Origin of the sequence: Micromonospora citrea (assembly GCF_049629545.1) — a bacterium.
Classification (GTDB): domain Bacteria; phylum Actinomycetota; class Actinomycetes; order Mycobacteriales; family Micromonosporaceae; genus Micromonospora; species Micromonospora citrea_A.
Window position 1 is genome coordinate 68,020 of sequence record NZ_JBNADX010000019.1, and the last position, 20,272, is coordinate 88,291.

Genomic DNA, 20,272 nt, shown 5'->3' on the forward strand with positions numbered 1-20,272 from the left:
TCGTTATCAGTCGGTGGTCGCCCACCGCAGGCCGGCCCGTCCGGCCACCGCGCGCAGCGCCTCGGCGAACCGGGCCACGTCGCCGTCGAGGACGGCCAGCTCGTCCGGACCGAGCAGGGGCAGGTGCCCGGTGTCGGTCACCGCCAGCACGCACGGGGTACACCCCTCGCTGGCCGCCCGGACCGGCGCGGAGCGCTCGTCGAGGTGCACCAGCTCGACCGGGACGCCCAGCTCGGGCAGGAGGTCGCGCCACTCGCGGCGGCGGCCGAACGCGCCGTGGGTGATGTCGCACAGCGCGCAGGAGGCGGTCCCGCGCACCTTGCCGACGAGGTAGGTCAGCTCGCCGCGCAGGCCGCCGTCCGCGTGGTAGACGCCGACCAGCCGCCGGATCACACTCGGTTCGGTCATGCCGGCAAGTGTGCCTGGCGTCGGTCTGCTTCGATCGGCTGATGGAATTCACCCTCGCCCTCCTGCTCGCGCTCGGGCTGGCGCTGCTCGTCGCGCAGTCGACCGGGCCCGGCCGCCGGGACGCCACCGCGCTGCGCCTGGCCGAGATCGAACGCCGCCTCGACCTGGTGATGCGGCACCTCGGCGTGGTGGACCCCGGGCCGGCTCTGCCCGGCGTCCGCGAGCACCTGACCCGGGGCGAGAAGATCAAGGCGATCAAGGCGTACCGGGCGGCGACCGGGGCGGACCTCAGGACCGCCAAGGAGGCGGTGGAGGCGATGGCCGAGGGCCGCTGAGCAGGCTTCCGGTGTGCCGGCCGGCGCCGGCGTCCACCGCCCGGGGGCGGTCAGCGCGGGCGGTCCCGGTCCCGGGAGGGCTGGACCCGCTTCGGCTCGCCGGGCATCTTCGGATGGTCCGGCGGGTACGGCAGGTCGCCCTGCCCGCCGGTGGCGTCCCGGTCGGCCCACTCCAGCAGCGCGGTGATGTCGTAGGGGGTGTCGTCGATGCCGGCGTGCGGGTCACCCCGCTCGGCCAGCCGCGCCGGCACGGTACGCAGGTCGAAGTCGTCCGGGTCGACGTCGGGCAACTCGTCCCAGTCGACGGGGGTGGAGACGGTGGCCCGGGCGTTGGCGCGCAGCGAGTACGCGCAGGCGATCGTCCGGTCCCGGGCCATCTGGTTGTAGTCGACGAAGACCCGGGCGCCGCGTTCCTCCTTCCACCAGGCGGTGGTGATCAGGTCGGGGCGACGGCGCTCCAGCTCCCGGGCCAGCGCGATGGTGGCCCGACGCACCTCGGTGAACGTCCAGCGGGGCTGCAGGCGCAGGTAGACGTGCACACCCCGGCCGCCGGAGGTCTTCGGCCAGCCGACCGCGCCCAGCTCGGCCAGCAGCGCCCGGACCTCGCCGGCGGCGGCCACCGCGTCGGCGAAGTCGGTGCCGGGCTGCGGGTCGAGGTCGATGCGCAGCTCGTCGGGGCGGTCGACGTCGGCGGCGCGCACCGGCCACGGGTGGAACACGATGGTGCCCATCTGGGCGGCCCAGGCGACGTGGGCGAGGTCGGCGGGACGCAGCTCGTCGGCGCTGCGCCCGCTGGGGAAGCTGATCCGCGCGGTACGCACCCAGGGCGGCACGCCCCGGGTGGGCACCCGCTTCTGGTAGAACGCCTCCCCCTGGACGCCCTCGGGGAAACGCTGGAGCGTGGTGGGGCGGTCCCGCAGGGCGCGCATGATGCCGTCACCCACCGCCACGTAGTAGTGGAAGACGTCGGCCTTGGTGAAGCCGCGCTGCGGGAAGATGAGCCGGTCGGGGCTGCTCAGCCGGACGGTGTGCCCGGCCACCTCGATCTCGGTCACCGTCGCCTTCGTGGTGCCACCCATCCCGCGACCATATGCGACACCTCCGACGTCCGGCGTACCGTTGACGGGTGAGTCTCGACGAGAACGAACTGCCCCGTACCGAGGACGAGTGGCGGGTCCGGCTGACCCCCGAGGAGTTCCGGGTGCTGCGGGAGGCCGGCACCGAGCGGCCGTGGACGGGCGAATACGTGGACACCAGGACCCCCGGCGTCTACCACTGCCGGGCGTGCGGGGCGGAGCTGTTCCGCAGCGACGACAAGTTCGACTCGCACTGCGGCTGGCCGAGCTTCGACGACGCCGTCCCCGGCGCGGTCAAGGAGATCCCCGACCACACCCTCGGCATGGCGCGCGTCGAGATCCGCTGCGCACGCTGCGACAGCCACCTGGGGCACGTCTTCGAGGGCGAGGGCTTCACCCCGAAGGACACCCGGCACTGCGTGAACTCGCTGTCGATCCGGCTGGAGCCGAAGCAGGGCTGATTCGGCCCGGGTGCGGTCAGAGCACCAGCAGGCTGCCCTTGTCGTCCACCTGGTCGGCCGAGTCGTCGTCCAGCCAGACGCCACCGGTGGCCAGGTAGCGGAAGCGGTGGCGGCCCGGGGCGAGCCGGACCGTCACCGTCCGGGTGCCGTCACGGCGGGCGACCAGCTCGTGCCGGCCGGGCTCCCAGTCGTTGAAGCTGCCGACCACGCTGACGGCGCCGGGCGGGGTGTCCCGGGGCAGGCAGAAGGTGACCCGGGTCTGGTTGCCGAAGAGCTTGTTCCGCTTGATCACGAGGTCCTCCGGGGTCGAGTACACCGGGACCAACGCACGACGCGCCGGGGACGAAACGCCGCCCGCCCCGATCGGCTCGTGGCATTTCGCTCCCGCCAACCCCACGTTGCCGCACCCTGTAGGTACTTGTCATGATTTGGGGGTTTCGAGCGTGGCTACCTGCGAGGTCTGCGGCAACGACTACTGGATGGCGTTCGAGGTGCGTACGGTCAGCGGCGACGTGCACACCTTCGACTGCTTCGAGTGCGCGGCGCACAAGCTGGCGCCGATCTGCGAACACTGCAACGTCAAGATCCTCGGCCACGGGGTGGAGGTCGCCGGCCGGTTCTTCTGCTGCGCGCACTGCGCCCGCCACGAGGAGACCCAGGGCGCCGAGATCCGCGACGCGGTCGGTTCCCGCCCGGCCTGACCCGCCACCCGGGATCACCGCCGACGGCGCCGGCGGGCGGCCCGCAGGCGGGCGCGGGGCGACGCGGCCCGGACCTGGGCGAAGGCCAACCGGCCCGGACGCGGGCGCGGGGGCGGGCGTAAGCGAGCGGTAAGGGCCCGGCGGCCACGGTGCCGGCTAGCATCCGGACATGCCCGCCGTCACCCGCCGAATCCTCCCGACCGTCCTCGCCGCGGCCGTCCTGGCCCTCACCGCCTGCGGCGCCTCCGAGCCGGCGACTCCCGCCGCCACCCCGGACACGGCCACCGCCACCCCGGACACGGCCGCGGCCGGCACCGCCACCCCGGCCGGCGGCACACCGGACGCCTCCGGCGACGCCGCCCGCCCGGCCACGCCCCCGAACCTGGACTTCACCGCCCGCACCATCGACGACCGGCCCTTCGCCGGGAGCAGCCTCGCCGGCAAGCCGGCGGTGCTGTGGTTCTGGGCGGCATGGTGCACCCGCTGCCGGGGCGTCGCCGACGACGTCGCCGCCGCGCAGCGGGACAACGCGGCCCGGGTCAACCTGATCGGCGTGGCAGGGCTGGGCAGCGGCGCCGACGCGATGCGCCGCTTCGCCCGTGACACCGGCGTCGAGGGGTTCCCCCACCTCGCCGACGACGACGGCGCGGTGTGGCGCCGGTTCGGCGTCACCAGCCAGGAGCAGTACGTCCTGCTCGACTCGGCCGGGAAGGTCGTCCACTCGGGGCCGTTGACCCAGGACGAGCTGCGCCGACGGATCGCGGAGCTGACCTGACATGCCGGACGCGTCCTACGGGCTCGCCCTCGGCGCCGGCCTGCTCGCCGCGGTGAACCCGTGCGGCTTCGCGCTGCTGCCCGCGTACCTCTCGGTGCTGGTGCTCGGTGACGGCCCGGCGGCCGACCGCGGACCGCTGCGGCCGGTGGGCCGGGCGCTCGCCCTCACCGCCGCGATGACCGTCGGGTTCGTCGCCGTGTTCGGCCTCTTCGGACTGCTCGCCGGGCCGGCCGCCGACGCCGTCGCGAGCCGGCTGCCCTGGGTGTCGGTGCTGATCGGCCTGGCGCTGGTGGCCGCCGGCGGGTGGCTGCTCGCCGGCCGGGAGCTGCCCACGATCACGCCGAAGGTGGCCGCCGGGCCCGCGGTCCGGATGCGGTTCACCTCGATGGCGCTGTTCGGCGCGGCCTACGCGGTCGCCTCGCTCGGCTGCACGATCGGCCCGTTCCTGGCCGTGGTGGTGGCCGGCTTCCGGGCCGGCAGCCCGGTCGCCGGCATCGGCCTGTTCGTGACCTACGCCCTCGGCATGGGGCTCGTGGTCGGGGCGGCCGCCCTGGCCGTCGCGCTGGCCCGGGAGTCGCTGGTGCGCCGCACCCGCCGGGCCGCGCCGCTGCTCGGGCGGATCGCCGGGCTGCTGCTCGTGCTCACCGGGGCGTACGTCGCCTGGTACGGCTGGTACGAGATCCGGGTCTTCTCGGGCGGATCCGCCGACGACCCGGTGATCGACACCGCCGGCCGGGTGCAGGCGGCGGTCAGCGGCTGGCTGGACGGCCTCGGCCCGTGGGTGGTGACGGCCGTCGCCGTCGCCCTGCTCGCGGTGGCCGTCGGCAGCACGGTGGCACGCCGCCGACGCCGGGGCGCCGACCCGGCCCCGACACCCGAACGGGTGGACGCGGCCTAACATCGCAGGGTGCCGCAGACCGTCGCCCTGCACGTCGCCACCTTCGCCGAACTGGACGCCCGCACCCTGCACGACCTGCTCCGGCTCCGCATCGACGTGTTCGTCGTGGAGCAGGCGTGCCCGTACCCGGAGCTGGACGGCCGCGACGTCGAGCCCGGCACCCGGCACCTCTGGCTGGAGTCCGGCGGCGCCCCGCTGGCGTACCTGCGGATCCTGGCCGACCCGGGCGGCGTGGCGCGCATCGGCCGGGTCGTGGTGGCGCCCGGGGCGCGCGGCGCCGGCCACGCCGGCCGGCTGATGACCGAGGCGCTGCGGCTGGTGGGCGACCGGCCCTGCGTGCTGGAGGCGCAGTCCCACCTGGCCGACTTCTACGCCCGGCACGGCTTCACCGCCACCGGCCCGGAGTACGTCGAGGACGGCATCCCGCACCTGCCGATGCGCCGGGACGGCGCGCACGCCCGGTGAACCGGTAACGTTCTGCCGCCCGGCGGCGTCCCGGCGGGCACGGCGACCGGTCGGGGGAGGACGCGGTGGACCACCTGTACGGCCACAGCCCGGAGACCTTGCGTATGTACGCGCTGGCCCGCAACCCGGCGGCTCCCGCCGACGTGTTGCTCCGACTGGTACGCCACCGGGGCTTACACCTGCTGGCCGACCGCGCCGACCTGCCGCCGGATCTGTACGACGCCCTGGTCGTCGAGGCCGACCACCGACCACTGCTCGACCTGCTGGAGATGTCGCTGGTGCCCGTGGGGCGGCTGGCGGCACTCGTGGACCATCCGAAGCGGCAGGTGCGCGCCGCCCTGGCGGCGCACGTGCACTGGCAGGTCCGGGACGGCATCGCACCGCCGGACGCCATCCTGGCCCGGCTCGCCGCCGACCCGGAACCACTCGTCCGGCTGACCGTGGCCCACGACATGCCCACCCTCCCCGCCGCCGTCCGCCAGGCCTTGCTGGCCGACCCCGACCCGGTGGTGCGGGCGACCGCCGTCGACCACTGGGCGGACGCGCCCGACGAGATCGTCGACCGGCTGCTCGACGACACCGACCCGACCGTTCGCGCCGCGGCGGTCCGCCGGGGCTGCCGGACCCGACCGGAGCTGGTCGCGCCGGTGCTGGCCGTGGAGGAGCCGAAGGGTTGGCCCGCGCGCTGGGTGGCCGAGGAGGCGGCCCTCGACCGGCCGACGGCGCAACGGTTCGCCCGCCACCCGGACCAGGCGTGGCGCGCCGCGGTGGCGTACAACCCGCACCTGCCGGCGGATCTGGTGGACGAACTGGGCCGGGACCCGTCACTCCCGGTCCGGCTCGCCGTGTCGCTGCGCCCCGAGCTGACCGAGCAGCAGCGCGCCGCGATCGACTACCAGGTCGACCCGGGCACCCGGGTGACCGTGCCGACCTGGTTCTCCCGGCGGCTCGACGACCTCGACCTGCTGCGGCGCTGCGCGCACTCGGCCCACGTCGGGCTGCGCCGGTTCGCCGCCACCAGCCGGTGGCTGCCACCGGACCTGGTGGCGCTGCTCGCGGCAGACGAGGACTTCGCCGTCCGGCTGATGCTCTGCGAGCATCACCCGGACCCGCCCGGTGGTCTGCTGCTGGCCACGTACCTGGAGCGCGAGGCCTACTCCCTCGCCCGACTCCTGCGGCACCCGAACTTCCCCACCGTGGGGCTGGCCCGGCTGGCCGACTCGCCCGCGCCGAGGGCCCGCGCGCTGGTCGCCCACGACCCACAGGCCCCGCCGGCGCTGATCGAACGGCTCAGCCACGACGACACCCCCGAGGTCCGCTCGGCGATGGCCCGCGACGGGCGGCTGCCGTTGCAACGACTCATGCAGCTCTTCGACGACCGGGAACTGGCCGGCTCGGCGGCGGCCAACCCCCGGCTGCCGGTGCCGATGATGCTGCGCGTGCTCACCGACGCGGGCGTGCCCGAACTGACGGCGGACGACCCTGCGGCCGGGATCGTGACCCGCACGGCCCCGGGCGACCTCAACCACCCTGCAACGCCTGGTTGAGCTGCGCCTCGAAGTTCTCCGGCAGGCTCCCGTCGCCTTCCAGGGCCCGCCGGACACCCTCCCGGAACACCCGGCTGAACTGGAAGTAGTGCGGCACCCGGGGCCGGATCCGGGCCTGCCCCACCGCGTCGGCCAGCAGCGGCAGGTACGGGAACTGCTCGCGCAACTGGGCGTCGGCGTACACGTCGGCCCGGGTCGGCGCGAAGCCGCCGAGCGCGAAGAGCTTGCGCTGGGCCTCCTTCCTGGTCAGGAACTCGACCAGCGCCTGGGCCGCCCTCGGCTGTCGGGTGTGCTTCGCGACCGCCAGGTTCTGCCCGCCCAGCGCCGACGGGCCGGGCAGCAGGGTGACCTCGAACGGCACCGGGGTGGCCGGGGCCGCGTCGGGTGCGGTCAACGACCGGTAGTTCAGCGGCCAGTTGCGCATGAACAGCGCCCGGCCCTCCCGGAAGTCCCGCAGGCTGCGGCCCTCGTCGCCGGGGACGGCGAAGGCGTCGCCCACGAGCAGCCCGGCCGGCCTGGCGGCGGCCACGTCGCGCAGCCGCCGCTCCCACCGGTCCCGCTGGAAGACCACCCGGTTCTGCGTCTCGTCGACGAGCCGGTCCACCTCGGCGGACCAGATCAGCTCCATGCCGTTGACGGTCAGCCCCTCGTACGGCCCGAACTGCCCGACGTAGCCGGCCATCGACGCCTGCGCGCCCCTGCCGGGCCCGGCGAGGGCGCGGCCGCGCTCGATGACGGCGTCCCAGTCGAACCGCGGGTGCCCCGACCCCGGCCCGGCCGCACCGAGCAGGTCGGACCGGTAGAAGAGCAGGCCCGCGTCGGTGTTGAACGGCAGCGCCCAGAGTGAGCCCTGGTAGCGGCAGCCGTCGAGCACCTCCGGGACGAACGCGTCGAGATGACCCGCGCCGAGCCGGGACTCGTCGATGGGACGCAGGTACCCGGCGGCCGCGAACTCCGCCGTGAAGGTCACGTCCAGGTTGTAGATGTCGACGTCGTTCTCCGGATCCTGCCCCGGGTTCGTGGCCTGCGCCTGGGCGACGGCGGCCATCTCGCTGTGCTGCTGGTCGGTGGTGACGGGCGCCGGCCGGATCCGGGCCGGGCTCTCCGGGTGCAGCTCGTTCCAGAGCTTGACCAGCTCGTCGCGCTGGCCGCCGGGGCTGGTGTCCTTGCCGCTGAGGATCACCAGTTGCCCGCGCTCCAACGGCTGCTCGCGGGTCGCCGCGTACCACCCGACGGTGGCGACGACGCCGACCGTCGTGCCGACCGCCACCCCGAGCAGGAACCCGGACGGGACCCGCCACCGGCGGGGGCGGACGACGGGCGGGCCGGTCGGTTCCGGATCGGTCACTGCTCGGCTCCCTTCTCCCACAGTTGACGGAACAGCCCGGCGAGGGCCCGGTCCACCGTCCCGGCCGCCGCCTGCACGCACGCGCCGCCGGTGGCCAGGGTGGTCTGCCGGAGGGTGCGGGCCCGGAGCCGGTCGTCGCAGCTCGCCTCGCCGACGGCGATCACGTAGAGGCGTACCGGGGGGTCGCCGTCGAGCCGGGGCGCCAGCGCTCCGCTGGCGGTGTCCCGACCGTCGGTGAGCACCACCACGGCCCGCAGGTGCTCGTCACGCGGGTCACCGCGCCGGCGCACCTCCCGCACCGCCGCGTCGATGGTCCGGTACAGCGGGGTGTCCCCCGCCGGCACGGTACGACGGAGCCGGTCGAGCAGGGAGGCGTCCCGCGCCGGGTCGGCCCGGCCCACCTCCCGCAGCCGGGCCACCGACCCCCGGTGCGCCGTCGAGAACGCCCACACGCCGACCTCGTCCCGACCGCCCAGCTGGTCGAGCGAGCCGGCGACCCCGTCCACGGCAACGTCGAAGCGGGTGCCCCGACCCGCCTCCGCCAGCATCGATCCGGACGTGTCCAGCGCCAGCAGCACCCGGGCCGGCCGGCGGGCCTCCTGGTACCGGCGGTCGGCGGCGCCGAGCGCCAGCGGGTCACCGGCGTCGGTCAGCTGCCACTGGGGGTTGTCCAGCAGCCACCCGGGCAGCACCCCGTTGATCTCGCTGAGCACCGGGCCGGCCCGGTCGAGGTCCGGCACCCGGAAGCCCCGGGCCAGCAGCGCGTCCCGGCCGACCCCGGTCAGCCAGCGCAGGAAGTCCTGCGCCGCGGCGCGGGCGCCGGCGCTCTGCGTCGGGGCCGGCCAGTCCAGCAGGACCATCCGGTGCTCCGCCGCCGGGGTCACCTCCGGGTAGAACGCCAGCAGCGACCGGTCCCACGGCGGGCGGCCACGCTCCACGCAGCCGCCGCCGAGCCGCTCGCCGAGGTTGAACTGGACCAGGGCCTGCTCGGTGGTGATCAGCGCGGGCAGCGCGGGCTCGGCCGGGTCCAGGGCGAGCTGCCGCTGCCGGCACAGCACGGCGGCCAGGCTCCCCAGCGGGAACCCGTGACCGTCCTGGGCGACCGCCAGCCGGCGCTCCAACTGCCGGATCCGGGTCGCGTCGGGCGCGCCGTCGTAGAGCGCCACGTCGACCATCCGGGCCTCGGGCGACACCATCGGGTCGGGGCGGACGACCTGCCACCCGGTGCCGGCCACCCGCCGGCCCGAGTCGGTGGGCAACGGCTCCTCCCCCGGCGCGCGGCTGGCCTTGGCGAACAGCTCCGGCCAGGAGAGCGCGCGTTGCCGGTCCGGGTCGTCGCGCCCGGACTCGACGCGGCCCCGGGGCACCGCGAGGACCAGCGGGGAGCGGGCGACGACCCGGTACTCGCGGACCGTGGTCAGGCCCAGCACCTGCGCCGCCGGCAGCTCGGCCCCGGGGAACCAGACGTCCGGGCGCGGCCCGACGTCGGCCGGGTACCAGCCCGGCGTACCCGGGTCCCGATCGCCGGCCGGCCGGCCGGCGGCCGCCGACCAGCCGAGCCTGAGCCCCTGGGCCACGTCCCCGGCGGCGGCGGGGTAGACGAAGACGTTGGTCGGGCGGCAGCCGCCGGCCCGCGCGGTGGCCCACGACTCGTACGCGGCGGCCACCGACTCGTAGGTGGTCAGGTCGTCCGGTGCGGCCGCCACCCGCAGCTCGACCGGGGTGGCGCAGGTGGTGAGCGGCTCGGGCGCGACGACGAGAGCGGCCAGCAGCAGGGCCACCAGCACCGCCGCGACCCGGCGTCGGGGTCCCGGCCGGTCCGGGGCGGGGGACGGGTCGGTACGCCACCGGCTGAGTGGCTGCCGCCAGCGGGGCAGCACCCGGGGCCGGCCGAACTGGTCGGGCACCGGCAGGCGGCGGATCGGGATCATGAAGGCGGCCGGGTAGTCCAGCTGCGGCCGCAGCCACTTGTCGACCGCGACGACCATGCCGATGACGCAGCGCATCCGGCTGTCCCACACCGGCGCCCCGGAGAAGCCCGGTTCGATCCGGTACCCGGCGTCGGTGCGGTTGGCGAGCTGGATCCAGCCACCGCCGACCGGCCCGACGACCCGTCCCTCGAACCACCGCCCCTCGGCCAGGGACCGGGGGAAGCCGAAGACGCGGCAGGTCCGGTCGCGGGTGCCGGCCTGGCCGGGGCGGGCGAGCCGGACCGGCCGGGCGTCGGCGGGCGCCGGCCCGAGCAGTTGCAGGACGGCGACGTCGCCCGAGCCGTCCGGGCCGGCCGGCTGCCAGTGCTGCGGGAGCACCACCGCGGCGACGTGCCGGTCCGGCGCGACCAGCGGGAAGGCCAGTGTCACCAGGGTGAGGCCGGTGCCGCCGGGCGGAGGGTGATCCGGGCCGGTCGCCGCCTGCACCACGTGGGCGCAGGTCAGCAGCCGGGTGGAGTCGATCAGGAAGGCCGCGCCGTGGACGACTCCGGCGTCGTCCAGCACGGCGGCCACCGCGAGCTGGGCGTCGTCGGGCACCGGCCGGCCCGGCGGCTGCCCTCTCGCTGCGTGCATGACGTGTCGCCCGGCGCCACCGGCTCAGGCGGTGTCGCCGGGCCGGTTCCATTCGAGCTGGACCTTGAGGTTGGCCTCGGAGGTGCCGCTGGCGACGACGAGCCCGGCCTTGGCGGTGAGCTTCACGCCGAACTCCACGCAGACCCGGTCCGGCGGTTCGGCGGCGTCGCGTACGGTGCGCAGGACGGTGGCGGTCAGCGGGCGGAGCCTCTCCAGCACCGACTCCCAGGTCTCGTGCGCCCGGGCCACCGCGTCGCCGGCCCGGCCGACCGGGGTCACGCCCTCCTCGTCGGGGACCTCCACCCGGATGGCGCCACCGCCCTCCAACGGGAACTCGACGAGCTGGGACAACCTGGCCTCCCGACGGATCCGACGGCACGGAAAGTTACCGCGATGGATCTGTCACGTTACCGTCGGCGCTCCCGCCCGGCCGTCCCGGAGACGATCAGGACAACCGGCGGTCCGACATCCGACAGAACGCTTGCCCGGCGGCGCGATGCGCCGGCGGCGAGGGCAACGGAGGCGTGCACACCGGTGCCGCGCCCGCCCGGCCGGCCGTCGACCGGTGCCGGTGGCCTCCCGCCGCGCGGCAGGCCACCGGACCGCCGGTCAGACCAGGCAGTTGACGATGTCGGCGACCGAGCGACGCCGGCCGGTGTAGAACGGGATCTCCTCCCGCACGTGCCGGCGGGCGCCGGAGGCGCGCAGGTCGCGCATCAGGTCGACGATGCGGTGCAACTCGTCGGCCTCGAAGGCGAGCATCCACTCGTAGTCGCCGAGGGCGAACGAGGCGACGGTGTTGGCCCGCACGTCCGGGTAGCCGCGGGCCAGCCGGCCGTGCTCGGCGAGCAGCTCACGCCGCTCGGCGTCCGGCAGCAGGTACCACTCGTACGAGCGGACGAACGGGTAGACGCAGAGGTACGGGCGGGCCTCCTCGCCGGCCAGGAACGCCGGGATGTGGCTCTTGTTGAACTCGGCCGGCCGGTGCAGCGCCATCTGCGACCAGACCGGGGTGAGCGCCCGCCCCAGCGTGGTCCGCCGCAACCGCAGGTACGCGTCCTGCAGCGCGTCGCTGGAGGAGGAGTGCCACCAGATCATCAGGTCGGCGTCGGCGCGCAGGCCGGCGACGTCGTACAGGCCGCGGACCACCACGTCCTTGCCGGCCAACTCCTCGAACAGGGACTCGACCTCGCCGGTGACGTTCTCCCGCAGCGACGGCAGCGGGCTGGTGGCCCGGAAGACCGACCACATGGTGTAGCGGATGCTGGCGTTGAGCTCCTTGAGCCGGGCCGCGTTGGTCTGCTCGGTCATTGACCCGATCCTCCCAGTGCTTCGATGATCTCCCCGGCCGCCGTCTCGCCGGAGCGGACGCAGACCGGGATGCCGACCCCGTCGTGACCGGCGCCGGCCAGGACCAGCGTCGGGTGGGCCGTGCGCAGCGCCGCCCGGGCGGCGGCGAGGCGGTCGAGGTGACCCGGGGCGTACTGGGGCAGGGCCCCGCCCCAGCGCTGCACGTGCCCGGCCAGCGGCGCGGGCAGCGCCACCCCGAGCACCTGCGACAGTTCCCGGTGCACGGTGGCCAGCAGGTCGTCGTCGGTGAGCTGGAGCTGCGCCTCGTCGCCGTACCGGCCGACGGAGGCGCGGACCAGGGCGACGCCGTCCGGCCGGGCCAGGTGCCCCCACTTGGTGGTGAAGAAGGTGGACGCCTTGATCAGCAGCCCCTCGGTGGCCGGCACCAGGAAGCCGGAGAGCGCCGGCAGTTCCGGTCGGGGCAGGGCGAGGCTGACCAGCGCGACGCTGGCGTAGTCCAGGGCGCCGACCGTGGCGGCGACCTCGGGGGCGACGCCGGCGAGCAGCCGGGCGGCGGGGCGGGCCGGCACGGTGAGCACGACCGCGTCCGCCTCGACCAGCTCCGGGTCCCGGGTCGGGCCGACGGTCAGCCGCCAGCCGGCCGGGCCGCGGGTGAGGTCGCGGACCGTCGCGTCCAGCCGGATCTTCGCGCCGCTGGCCGTCGCCGCCGCCTCCACCAGCCGGCTCATCCCGCCGGCGAGGGTGCCGAAGATCGGCCGGGGCGGGCCGGGCGCGGCGGCCTGCGCGGTCCGGGCCGAGGCGGCCTGCGCCGCCCGTACCGCCGCGGTCAGGGTGTGCTCGGCGCGTGCCGCACGGGCCAGCGCGGGCATGGTCGTCACCAGCGACAGGTCGTCCGCGCGGCCGGCGTACACGCCGCCCAGCAGCGGGTCGACCAGGCGGTCCACCACCTGGTCGCCGAACCTCGGCCGGACCAGCGCGCCGACGCTGACGTCCTCGTCGGGGCCGAGCAGCGGGCGGCCGCCGTCGCGGTCGGCCGCCGCGTCCGCCTCGGCGACCTCGGCCACCTTCGCCAGGTCACCGGGTACGCCCATCAGCGTGCCGCCGGGGATCGGGCGCAGCCCGGCGTCGACCACCAGCGCGGCCTGCCCGACGCTCGGGTGCACGATCTCGTCGGCCAGCCCCAGCCGGCGGACCAGGGCCACCGCGGCGGAGTCGCCCCCGGTGGCCGGGTCGCGCATCAGGAACGACTCGGCGCCGAACTCGACCGTCGAGCCGGCCAGCTCACCGGTGCGCAGCTTGCCGCCGAGCGCGCCGGAGCGCTCGTACACGGTGATCTCGGTGCCGGCGGGGGCGCGGTCGCGCAACCGGACGGCGGCGGCCAGCCCGGTGATCCCGCCTCCGATCACCGCGATCCGCCAGGGCTGCCGCATCGTCGTCCTCCCTAGTCGGTCGGTCGCGCGGACACCTCGTGCACCAGCGCGACCACCCGGGTCAGCACGTCGGGATCGGTCTCCGGCAGGACGCCGTGACCGAGGTTGAACACGTGGCCGGGCGCGGCGCGGCCCTGCTCCAGGATCCGCCGCACCTCGGTCTCCACCACCGACCAGGGGGCGAGCAGCACGCACGGGTCGAGGTTGCCCTGCACCGCCCGGTCCGGGCCGATCCGGCGGGTGGCCTGGTCCAGCGGGGTGCGCCAGTCCACGCCGACCACGTCGGCGCCGGCCTCGCCCATCGCGGCGAGCAGCTCGCCGGTGCCCACCCCGAAGTGGATCCGGGGCACGCCCTGCGACTGCTCCGGCTCGGCGCGTCCGTCGCCGCGCCGCGACCCGGAGCAGTCGTCGGCCAGCCCGGCCAGCACCGCCGCCGAGTGCGGCAGCACGTAGCGGCGGTAGTCGGCCTCGGACAGCGCGCCGGCCCAGGAGTCGAAGAGCTGCACGGCGGAGACCCCGGCGTCGACCTGGACCTTCAGGAACGCCTCGGTCACCTCCGCCAGGCGGGCGCAGAGCGCGTGCCACAGCTCCGGCTGGCCGTACATGAGCGCCTTGGTCTTCGCGTGGGTCCGCGACGGCCCACCCTCGACCAGGTAGCTGGCCAGGGTGAACGGGGCGCCGGCGAAGCCGATCAGCGGGGTGTCGCCCAGCTCGGCGACGAGCAGCCGCACCGCCTCGTCCACGTAGGACACGTCGTCGCGGGTGATCGGGCGGATCCGCTCGACGTCCTCGCGGGTGCGCACCGGCTCGGCCACCACCGGGCCGGTGCCGGCCACGATGTCCAGGTCGACGCCGGCCGCGGCGACCGGCACCACGATGTCGCTGAACAGGATCGCGGCGTCGACCCCGTGCCGGCGCACCGGCTGGAGGGTGATCTCGGCGACCAGGTCCGGCCGGCGGCAGGAGTCCAGCATCCCCACGTTGGCCCGGATCTCCCGGTACTCGGGTAGCGAGCGGCCGGCCTGGCGCATGAACCAGACCGGGGTGTGCGGGACCGGCTCGCGGCGGCAGGCCCGGACGAAGGCTGAGTCGGCCGGCCCGCTGCGGCGGGGTTCTCCGTCTCGGGCGGCAGTGCCCGTGGTGTCGGTGGTCATCGCGGCAATCGTGCCACGCGGCCGGGCGGGCGCAGCGGGCAGCGCCGCCTTTTGTGACCCTCGTCCGCAGGGCCGTACGGCCCTGGCGCGGCGGGCGCGACGGTGTCCCGCCGGGTGGCGTCCCGGCGGGTCGGGCGGGGTGGGACCGCGCCCACCATCGGCGTGCCGTCCGGGCGGGCGGCCCGGGCGCGGCATAGGCTGCCGACATGGCCCCCCCGATCGCGCTCCCGGAGACCTTCGTCCGCGCGGTCGCCGGGCTGCGGTCGGTGACTCCCCGGGCCGAGATCGTGCTGGAGGAGGTCGGCGCGCCGCAGCGGCTCGCCCCGTACGCCTTCGCCCTCTCGGCCACCGTGCTGCGCGACGACGACGAGGTGGCCACCGGACGGCTGATCCTGCTGCACGACCCGGCCGGGCACGAGGCGTGGCGGGGCACCCTGCGGCTGGTCACCTACGTCACCGCCGAGCTGGAGGTCGACCTCGCCGCCGACCCGCTGCTGCCCGGTGTGGGCTGGACCTGGCTGATCGACGCCCTGGACGCGCACGACGCCCGGTACCGCGCGGCGGGGGGCACGATCACCCAGACCCTGTCGACGAAGTTCGGCGAACTGGCCGGCCCGCCGGCCGCCGGGGACATCGAGATCCGGGCGTCCTGGACGCCGCTCGGCGACGACCTGGCCCCCCACCTGGAGGCCTGGTGCGCACTGCTCGCCTCCACGGCGGGGCTGCCGCCGCCCGGGGTGACCGCGCTCTCCGAGCGCCGGCCGGCCGGCGCCGCCTGACCCGGTCGCCCGGTCGCGTCGTGTCGACCCGGTCGTCCCGTCCCGTCCGGCCATCCGCCGGACACCTCACCGACACACGTCGGACCGGCTGCGCACACCGGATGGCGCGGCGCACTAGGGTTGTCAGGTGACCGACGAACCACCCCTGCGCCGTCGGGCCGCCGAAAGCCGTACGGGAGACGCCTCACCCTCGGCCGCGCCGGAGCCGGAGAACGCGGGGACCGACCAGCCCGACGGTGGCCCCGTCCCACTCACCGCGCCGCGCGACGGCACGCCCCAGCCGGTGGCGACCCCGGCGGCGCTCGACGAGGTCGTGGCCCGCTTCGCCGCGGGCGCCGGCCCGGTGGCCCTGGACGCCGAGCGCGCCTCGGGGTACCGCTACAGCCAGCGCGCCTACCTCGTGCAGCTACGCCGGGAGGGCGCGGGGACCGCGTTGATCGACCCGCTGCCGCTGCCCGACCTGACCGTGCTCGACGAGGCGATCGGCGGGGCGGAGTGGGTGCTGCACGCCGCCAGCCAGGACCTCGCCTGCCTGGCCGAGGTGGGGCTGCGCCCGCGGCGGCTCTTCGACACCGAGCTGGCCGCCCGGCTGGCCGGCTTCGAGCGGGTCGGCCTGGCCGCCCTCACCGAGCAGCTGCTCGGCTACACCCTGGAGAAGCACCACTCGGCGGCGGACTGGTCGAGCCGGCCGCTGCCGGAGTCCTGGCTGACCTACGCCGCCCTGGACGTGGAGATGCTGGTCGACCTCCGGGACGCCCTGGACGAGGAGCTGGCCCGCCAGGGCAAGTCCGAGTGGGCGGCCGAGGAGTTCGCAGCGCTGGTCCGCAACGGGGCGCGGCCGCCGCGGGCCCGCGCGGAGCCGTGGCGGCGCACCTCGGGCATCCACCGGGTACGCGGGGCGCGGGCGCAGGCCCGGGTCCGTTCCCTCTGGTACGCCCGGGACCAGATCGCCGCCCGGCGCGACGCCGCTCCGGGGCGGGTGCTGCCGGACTCGGCGATCGTCGCCGCCGCCGAGCTGGACCCGAAGGACGAGAAGACCCTGCTCACCCTGCCCGGGTTCGGTGGCCGCTCGGTACGCCGGCTGGCGCGCACCTGGCTCGCGGCGCTGGACGACGCCCGTCAGCTGCCGGAGGACGCCCTGCCGGTGGCCCCGACGGTGGAGGGGCCGCCCCCGCCGCACCGCTGGGCGGAGCGTGATCCGGTGGCGGCCGGCCGGCTGGCCCGCTGCCGCGAGATCGTGGTCCGGGTCGCCGGCGAGCACGACCTCCCCCCGGAGAACCTGATCACCCCCGACTCGATCCGTCGGCTGGCCTGGCAGCCCCCGGACGAGATCACCGAGGACACCGTCGCCGAGGTACTGCGCGGCTTCGGCGCCCGCGAGTGGCAGCTCCGCCTGCTCGTCCCCGCCCTCACCGAAGCCCTCCCCACCCCCACCCCCTGACCACCCAGCCCCCACCCGACCACCGGGTTGATCAGGACGTTCGCGTCCGCGACACGTCGTGCGGCGGACGCGAACTTCTCGATCAACAGGGCGGGGCGGGGGCGGAGAGGCAGGAGGTGACGGTGGGAGATGAGCGAAGGGTGTGGGGTGGGCCACACGGAGGGTGGTGTCGAGGTTGGTTACTGACGAGTAGCATCCGGGGAAACGCCAGTGCCGGCCGACCTTCGTTCGGTCCGTAGCGCCGCCTGGCGGCGCGCAGGGCGAATCATGGTCGAAGAGGAGGCTCCAAGTGCCCCGTGAAGTTAGGGATGTCGTCTTCGTCGACGGCGTCCGCACCCCGTTCGGCAAGGCGGGTGGCATGTACGCCAACACCCGCGCCGACGACCTGGTGATCCGCTGCATCCGCGAGCTGCTGCGCCGTAACCCGCAGCTGCCGCCGGAGCGGGTCGAGGAGGTCGCCATCGCGGCGACGACCCAGATCGGCGACCAGGGCCTGACCATCGGCCGCACCGCCGCCCTGCTGTCCGGCCTGCCCAAGACCGTGCCCGGCTTCTCCATCGACCGGATGTGCGCCGGCGCGATGACCGCCGTCACCACCGTCGCCGGCGGCATCGCCATGGGGGCGTACGACATCGCCATCGCCGGCGGTGTCGAGCACATGGGCCGGCACCCGATGGGTGAGGGCGTCGACCCCAACCCGCGGATCATCGCGGAGAAGCTGGTCGACCCGTCCGCCCTGGTGATGGGGGCCACCGCGGAGAACCTGCACGACCGGGTCCCGCAGATCACCAAGGAGCGCACCGACGCGTTCGCGCTCGCCTCCCAGCAGAAGACCGCCAAGGCGTACGCCAACGGCAAGCTCCAGGGCGACCTGGTGCCGGTCGCGGTCCGCGACCCGGAGGCCGGCTGGGGCCTGGCGACCGTGGACGAGGCGCCCCGGGAGACCTCGCTGGAGAAGCTCGGCACCCTCAAGACCCCGTTCCGCCCGCACGGCAGGGTCACCGCGGGCAACGCGGCCGGCCTGAACGACGGCGCCACCGCCAGCCTGCTCGCCGCCGAGGAGACCGCCCGCGAGCTGGGCCTCCCGATCGCCATGCGGCTGGTGTCGTACGGCTTCGTCGGCGTCGAGCCCGAGGTGATGGGCGTCGGCCCGATCCCGTCGACCGAGAAGGCGCTGCGCATCGCCGGGCTGACCATCGACGACATCGGCCTGTTCGAGCTGAACGAGGCCTTCGCCGTGCAGGTGCTCGCCTTCCTCGACCACTTCGGCATCGCCGACGACGACCCGCGGGTCAACGCGTGGGGCGGCGCGATCGCCATCGGCCACCCGCTGGCCTCCTCGGGCGTGCGGCTGATGACCCAGCTCGCCCGGCAGTTCGCCGAGCACCCCGAGGTCCGCTACGGCCTCACCGCCATGTGCATCGGCATCGGCATGGGCGGCACCGTGATCTGGGAGAACCCGCACTGGGAGGGCAACAAGTGAGCGCGCTCGCCGCACCGAACGAGGTCGTCACCAAGGCGCTGCTGCGCCAGGTGAACGTGCCGGGGCTGGACCGTCCGGCCGCCCTGATCACGCTCGACAACGGCTTCGACCACACCAAGCCGAACAGCTTCGGCCCGGGCGGCCTGACCAGCCTGGACGAGGCGATCACCGCCGCGCTGGCGGCGAACCCGGCGTTCATCGCGGTCACCGGCAAGCCGTACATCTTCTGCGTCGGCGCGGACATCACCAGCCTGCCGCAGCTCGCCGACCGGGACCAGGCGCTGGAGGTCGGGCGGCTGGGCCACCGGGTCTTCGCCCGACTGAAGGACAGCGAGGTCCCGACCTTCGCGTTCGTCAACGGCGCGGCCATGGGCGGCGGCCTGGAGCTGGCCCTGCACTGCCACTACCGGACCCTGTCGGCCGGCGCGGCGGCGCTCGCGCTGCCCGAGGTCTCCCTGGGCCTGGTCCCCGGCTGGGGCGGCACCCAGCTGCTGCCGAACCTGATCGGCATCCCGGCGGCGACCCAGGTGATCATCCAGAACCCGCTCATGCAGAACAAGATGCTCAAGCCGAAGCAGGCCGCCGAGATGGGCATCGCGGACGTGCTGCTGGAGCCGGCCGACTTCCTGGAGCGGTCCCTGGAGTGGGCCGCCGGGGTCGTCTCCGGCAAGGTCACCGTGACCCGGCCCGAGGTCGACAAGGACATGTGGGCGGGCGTGCTCTACTTCGCCCGGCAGACCCTGGACCAGCGGCTGCACGGCGCGGTCCCGGCCGCGTACAAGGCGCTGGACCTGCTGGAGACGGCGAAGGACGCCGACTTCGCCACCGGCACCGCCGCCGAGGACGAGGCCCTGGCCGACCTGCTCTTCTCCGAGGAGCTGCGCAGCGGCCTGTACGCCTTCGACCTGGTGCAGCGGCGGGCCAAGCGGCCGGCCGGCGCGCCGGACAAGGGCCTGGCCCGCCCGGTCACCAAGGTGGGCATCGTCGGCGCCGGCCTGATGGCCAGCCAGCTCGCCCTGCTCTTCGCCCGCCGCCTCCAGGTGCCGGTCGTCATGACCGACCTGGACCAGGCCCGCGTCGACAAGGGCGTCGGCTACGTGCACACCCAGATCGAGAAGGCCGTCAGCAAGGGCCGGATGGACAAGGGCACGGCCGCCAAGCTGTACGGCCTGGTCAGCGGCTCGGTCGACAAGGGCGTCTTCGCCGACGCCGACTTCGTCATCGAGGCCGTCTTCGAGGACCTGAACGTCAAGAAGCAGGTCTGGGCCGAGCTGGAGAAGATCGTCAAGCCGGAGGCGGTGCTCGCCACCAACACCTCCAGCCTGTCGATCACCGCGATGGCCGAGGAGCTGGAGCACCCGGAGCGGGTCGTCGGCTTCCACTTCTTCAACCCGGTCGCCGTGCTGCCGCTGCTGGAGATCGTCCGCGGCGAGCGGACCGACGACGCCACGCTGGCCACCGCGTTCGCGGTCGGCAAGCAGCTGAAGAAGTCGAGCGTCCTGGTGAAGGACGCCCCGGCGTTCGTGGTCAACCGGCTGCTCACCCGCTTCCTCGGCACGGTCTTCGCGGCCGTCGACCAGGGCACCCCGCTGGAGGTGGCGAACCGCGCGCTGGACCCGCTGGGCCTGCCGATGCGGCCGCTCGCCCTGCTCCAGCTGGTCGGCCCGGCCGTGGCGTACCACGTGGGCGGCACCCTGCACGCCGCCTTCCCGGACCGGTTCGCGGTCAGCGAGAACCTCAAGCGGATCGCCGACTCGGGCCAGCCGATCGTGGTCGACGACCAGATCAACGACGAGGTCGCCAAGCTGCTCGTGGTCGGCGACCAGCCGCTCACCGAGGAGCAGGTGCGCCAGAACGCGCTCGACGCGCTGGCGCAGGAGATCCGGCTCATGCTCGACGAGGGCGTCGTCGCCGAGGCGCAGGACATCGACCTGTGCATGATCCTCGGCGCCGGCTGGCCGTTCCACCTGGGCGGTGTGACGCCGTACCTGGACCGGACCGGCACCTCCGAGCAGGTCACCGGCCGGCGGTTCCTGCCGCGCGGGGTGGCCAGCCTGCGCGCCTGATCCTCCGCTCCCCCGCGACCGCGGTGGTCG

At 75.2% G+C, this 20,272-nt stretch carries 20 protein-coding genes; 11 read left to right on the forward strand and 9 right to left on the reverse strand.

Annotated elements, in window-relative coordinates:
* Positions 1 to 6: 6 nt before the first annotated feature.
* Entirely contained in the window at positions 7 to 408 is a 402-nt protein-coding gene (locus ACPFP2_RS20415; RefSeq protein ID WP_424090763.1) for a hypothetical protein, read from the reverse strand.
* A 41-nt stretch (positions 409 to 449) separates the two neighbouring features.
* Between ACPFP2_RS20415 and ACPFP2_RS20420 the strand changes: the two genes are divergently transcribed.
* Positions 450 to 743, forward strand: coding sequence for a hypothetical protein (locus ACPFP2_RS20420; protein WP_424090764.1), 294 nt, complete (start codon positions 450 to 452; stop codon positions 741 to 743).
* A gap of 50 nt (positions 744 to 793) precedes the next feature.
* On the opposite strand, the gene ligD is transcribed toward ACPFP2_RS20420, so the two are convergent.
* Positions 794 to 1,822 carry a non-homologous end-joining DNA ligase gene (ligD, locus tag ACPFP2_RS20425; protein ID WP_424090765.1) on the reverse strand — a complete coding sequence of 343 codons (1,029 nt, stop codon included), beginning with the start codon at positions 1,820 to 1,822 and terminating at the stop codon, positions 794 to 796.
* A 47-nt stretch (positions 1,823 to 1,869) separates the two neighbouring features.
* On the opposite strand from ligD, the gene msrB reads away from it, so the two are divergent.
* Positions 1,870 to 2,280 (forward strand): peptide-methionine (R)-S-oxide reductase MsrB, encoded by a 411-nt coding sequence (msrB, locus tag ACPFP2_RS20430; RefSeq protein ID WP_424090766.1) that lies wholly within the window; start codon positions 1,870 to 1,872, stop codon positions 2,278 to 2,280.
* Between the two features lie 16 nt (positions 2,281 to 2,296).
* Here the strand turns inward: msrB and ACPFP2_RS20435 are convergent, their stop codons facing one another.
* Entirely contained in the window at positions 2,297 to 2,572 is a 276-nt protein-coding gene (locus ACPFP2_RS20435) for a glycoside hydrolase (protein WP_424090767.1), read from the reverse strand.
* A gap of 151 nt (positions 2,573 to 2,723) precedes the next feature.
* Here ACPFP2_RS20435 and ACPFP2_RS20440 point away from each other — a divergent pair, with 151 nt between their 5' ends.
* The 5 genes from ACPFP2_RS20440 (at position 2,724) to ACPFP2_RS20460 (ending at position 6,666) form a co-directional block, all read left to right on the forward strand.
* Positions 2,724 to 2,981, forward strand: a complete 258-nt coding sequence (locus ACPFP2_RS20440) for a Prokaryotic metallothionein (protein ID WP_424090768.1) — start codon at positions 2,724 to 2,726, stop codon at positions 2,979 to 2,981.
* Between the two features lie 169 nt (positions 2,982 to 3,150).
* Positions 3,151 to 3,756, forward strand: a complete 606-nt coding sequence (locus ACPFP2_RS20445; RefSeq protein WP_424090769.1) for a redoxin domain-containing protein — start codon at positions 3,151 to 3,153, stop codon at positions 3,754 to 3,756.
* 1 nt (position 3,757) lies between these two features.
* Entirely contained in the window at positions 3,758 to 4,654 is an 897-nt protein-coding gene (locus ACPFP2_RS20450; RefSeq protein ID WP_424090770.1) for a cytochrome c biogenesis CcdA family protein, read from the forward strand.
* Between the two features lie 9 nt (positions 4,655 to 4,663).
* Positions 4,664 to 5,119: a GNAT family N-acetyltransferase gene (locus ACPFP2_RS20455; RefSeq protein WP_424090771.1), complete on the forward strand. Its 456-nt coding sequence runs from the start codon at positions 4,664 to 4,666 to the stop codon at positions 5,117 to 5,119.
* Between the two features lie 65 nt (positions 5,120 to 5,184).
* On the forward strand, positions 5,185 to 6,666 hold the full coding sequence (locus tag ACPFP2_RS20460; RefSeq protein ID WP_424090772.1) for a hypothetical protein: 1,482 nt from the start codon (positions 5,185 to 5,187) through the stop codon (positions 6,664 to 6,666).
* Here the strand turns inward: ACPFP2_RS20460 and ACPFP2_RS20465 are convergent.
* The 6 genes from ACPFP2_RS20465 to hemE all read right to left on the reverse strand — a co-directional run bounded on the left by ACPFP2_RS20465 (position 6,641) and on the right by hemE (position 14,473).
* Complete coding sequence (locus tag ACPFP2_RS20465) at positions 6,641 to 8,014, reverse strand: extracellular solute-binding protein (RefSeq protein WP_424090773.1); 1,374 nt, start codon at positions 8,012 to 8,014, stop codon at positions 6,641 to 6,643. The genes ACPFP2_RS20460 and ACPFP2_RS20465 overlap by 26 nt on opposite strands.
* Positions 8,011 to 10,578 carry a trypsin-like peptidase domain-containing protein gene (locus tag ACPFP2_RS20470; protein WP_424090774.1) on the reverse strand — a complete coding sequence of 856 codons (2,568 nt, stop codon included), beginning with the start codon at positions 10,576 to 10,578 and terminating at the stop codon, positions 8,011 to 8,013. The genes ACPFP2_RS20465 and ACPFP2_RS20470 overlap by 4 nt, the downstream gene beginning before the upstream one ends.
* A gap of 24 nt (positions 10,579 to 10,602) precedes the next feature.
* The gene (locus tag ACPFP2_RS20475) at positions 10,603 to 10,929 is read right to left on the reverse strand and encodes a CU044_2847 family protein (protein WP_424090775.1); all 327 of its coding nucleotides are present in this window, start codon (positions 10,927 to 10,929) and stop codon (positions 10,603 to 10,605) included.
* A 258-nt stretch (positions 10,930 to 11,187) separates the two neighbouring features.
* Entirely contained in the window at positions 11,188 to 11,889 is a 702-nt protein-coding gene (hemQ, locus tag ACPFP2_RS20480) for a hydrogen peroxide-dependent heme synthase (protein ID WP_424090776.1), read from the reverse strand.
* Entirely contained in the window at positions 11,886 to 13,319 is a 1,434-nt protein-coding gene (gene hemG, locus ACPFP2_RS20485) for a protoporphyrinogen oxidase (protein ID WP_424090777.1), read from the reverse strand. The genes hemQ and hemG overlap by 4 nt, the downstream gene beginning before the upstream one ends.
* Before the next feature lie 11 nt (positions 13,320 to 13,330).
* The gene (gene hemE / locus ACPFP2_RS20490) at positions 13,331 to 14,473 is read right to left on the reverse strand and encodes a uroporphyrinogen decarboxylase (protein ID WP_424090778.1); all 1,143 of its coding nucleotides are present in this window, start codon (positions 14,471 to 14,473) and stop codon (positions 13,331 to 13,333) included.
* 206 nt (positions 14,474 to 14,679) lie between these two features.
* On the opposite strand from hemE, the gene ACPFP2_RS20495 reads away from it, so the two are divergent.
* The 4 genes from ACPFP2_RS20495 (at position 14,680) to ACPFP2_RS20510 (ending at position 20,242) form a co-directional block, all read left to right on the forward strand.
* On the forward strand, positions 14,680 to 15,252 hold the full coding sequence (locus ACPFP2_RS20495; RefSeq protein WP_424090779.1) for a DUF3000 domain-containing protein: 573 nt from the start codon (positions 14,680 to 14,682) through the stop codon (positions 15,250 to 15,252).
* Positions 15,253 to 15,379: 127 nt separating this feature from the next.
* Positions 15,380 to 16,693, forward strand: a complete 1,314-nt coding sequence (locus tag ACPFP2_RS20500) for a ribonuclease D (protein ID WP_424090780.1) — start codon at positions 15,380 to 15,382, stop codon at positions 16,691 to 16,693.
* 289 nt (positions 16,694 to 16,982) lie between these two features.
* Entirely contained in the window at positions 16,983 to 18,176 is a 1,194-nt protein-coding gene (locus ACPFP2_RS20505) for a thiolase family protein (RefSeq protein WP_424090781.1), read from the forward strand.
* Positions 18,173 to 20,242 (forward strand): 3-hydroxyacyl-CoA dehydrogenase NAD-binding domain-containing protein, encoded by a 2,070-nt coding sequence (locus tag ACPFP2_RS20510; protein WP_424090782.1) that lies wholly within the window; start codon positions 18,173 to 18,175, stop codon positions 20,240 to 20,242. Before ACPFP2_RS20505 ends, ACPFP2_RS20510 begins: the two co-directional genes overlap by 4 nt.
* The last annotated feature ends 30 nt before the right edge of the window (positions 20,243 to 20,272 follow it).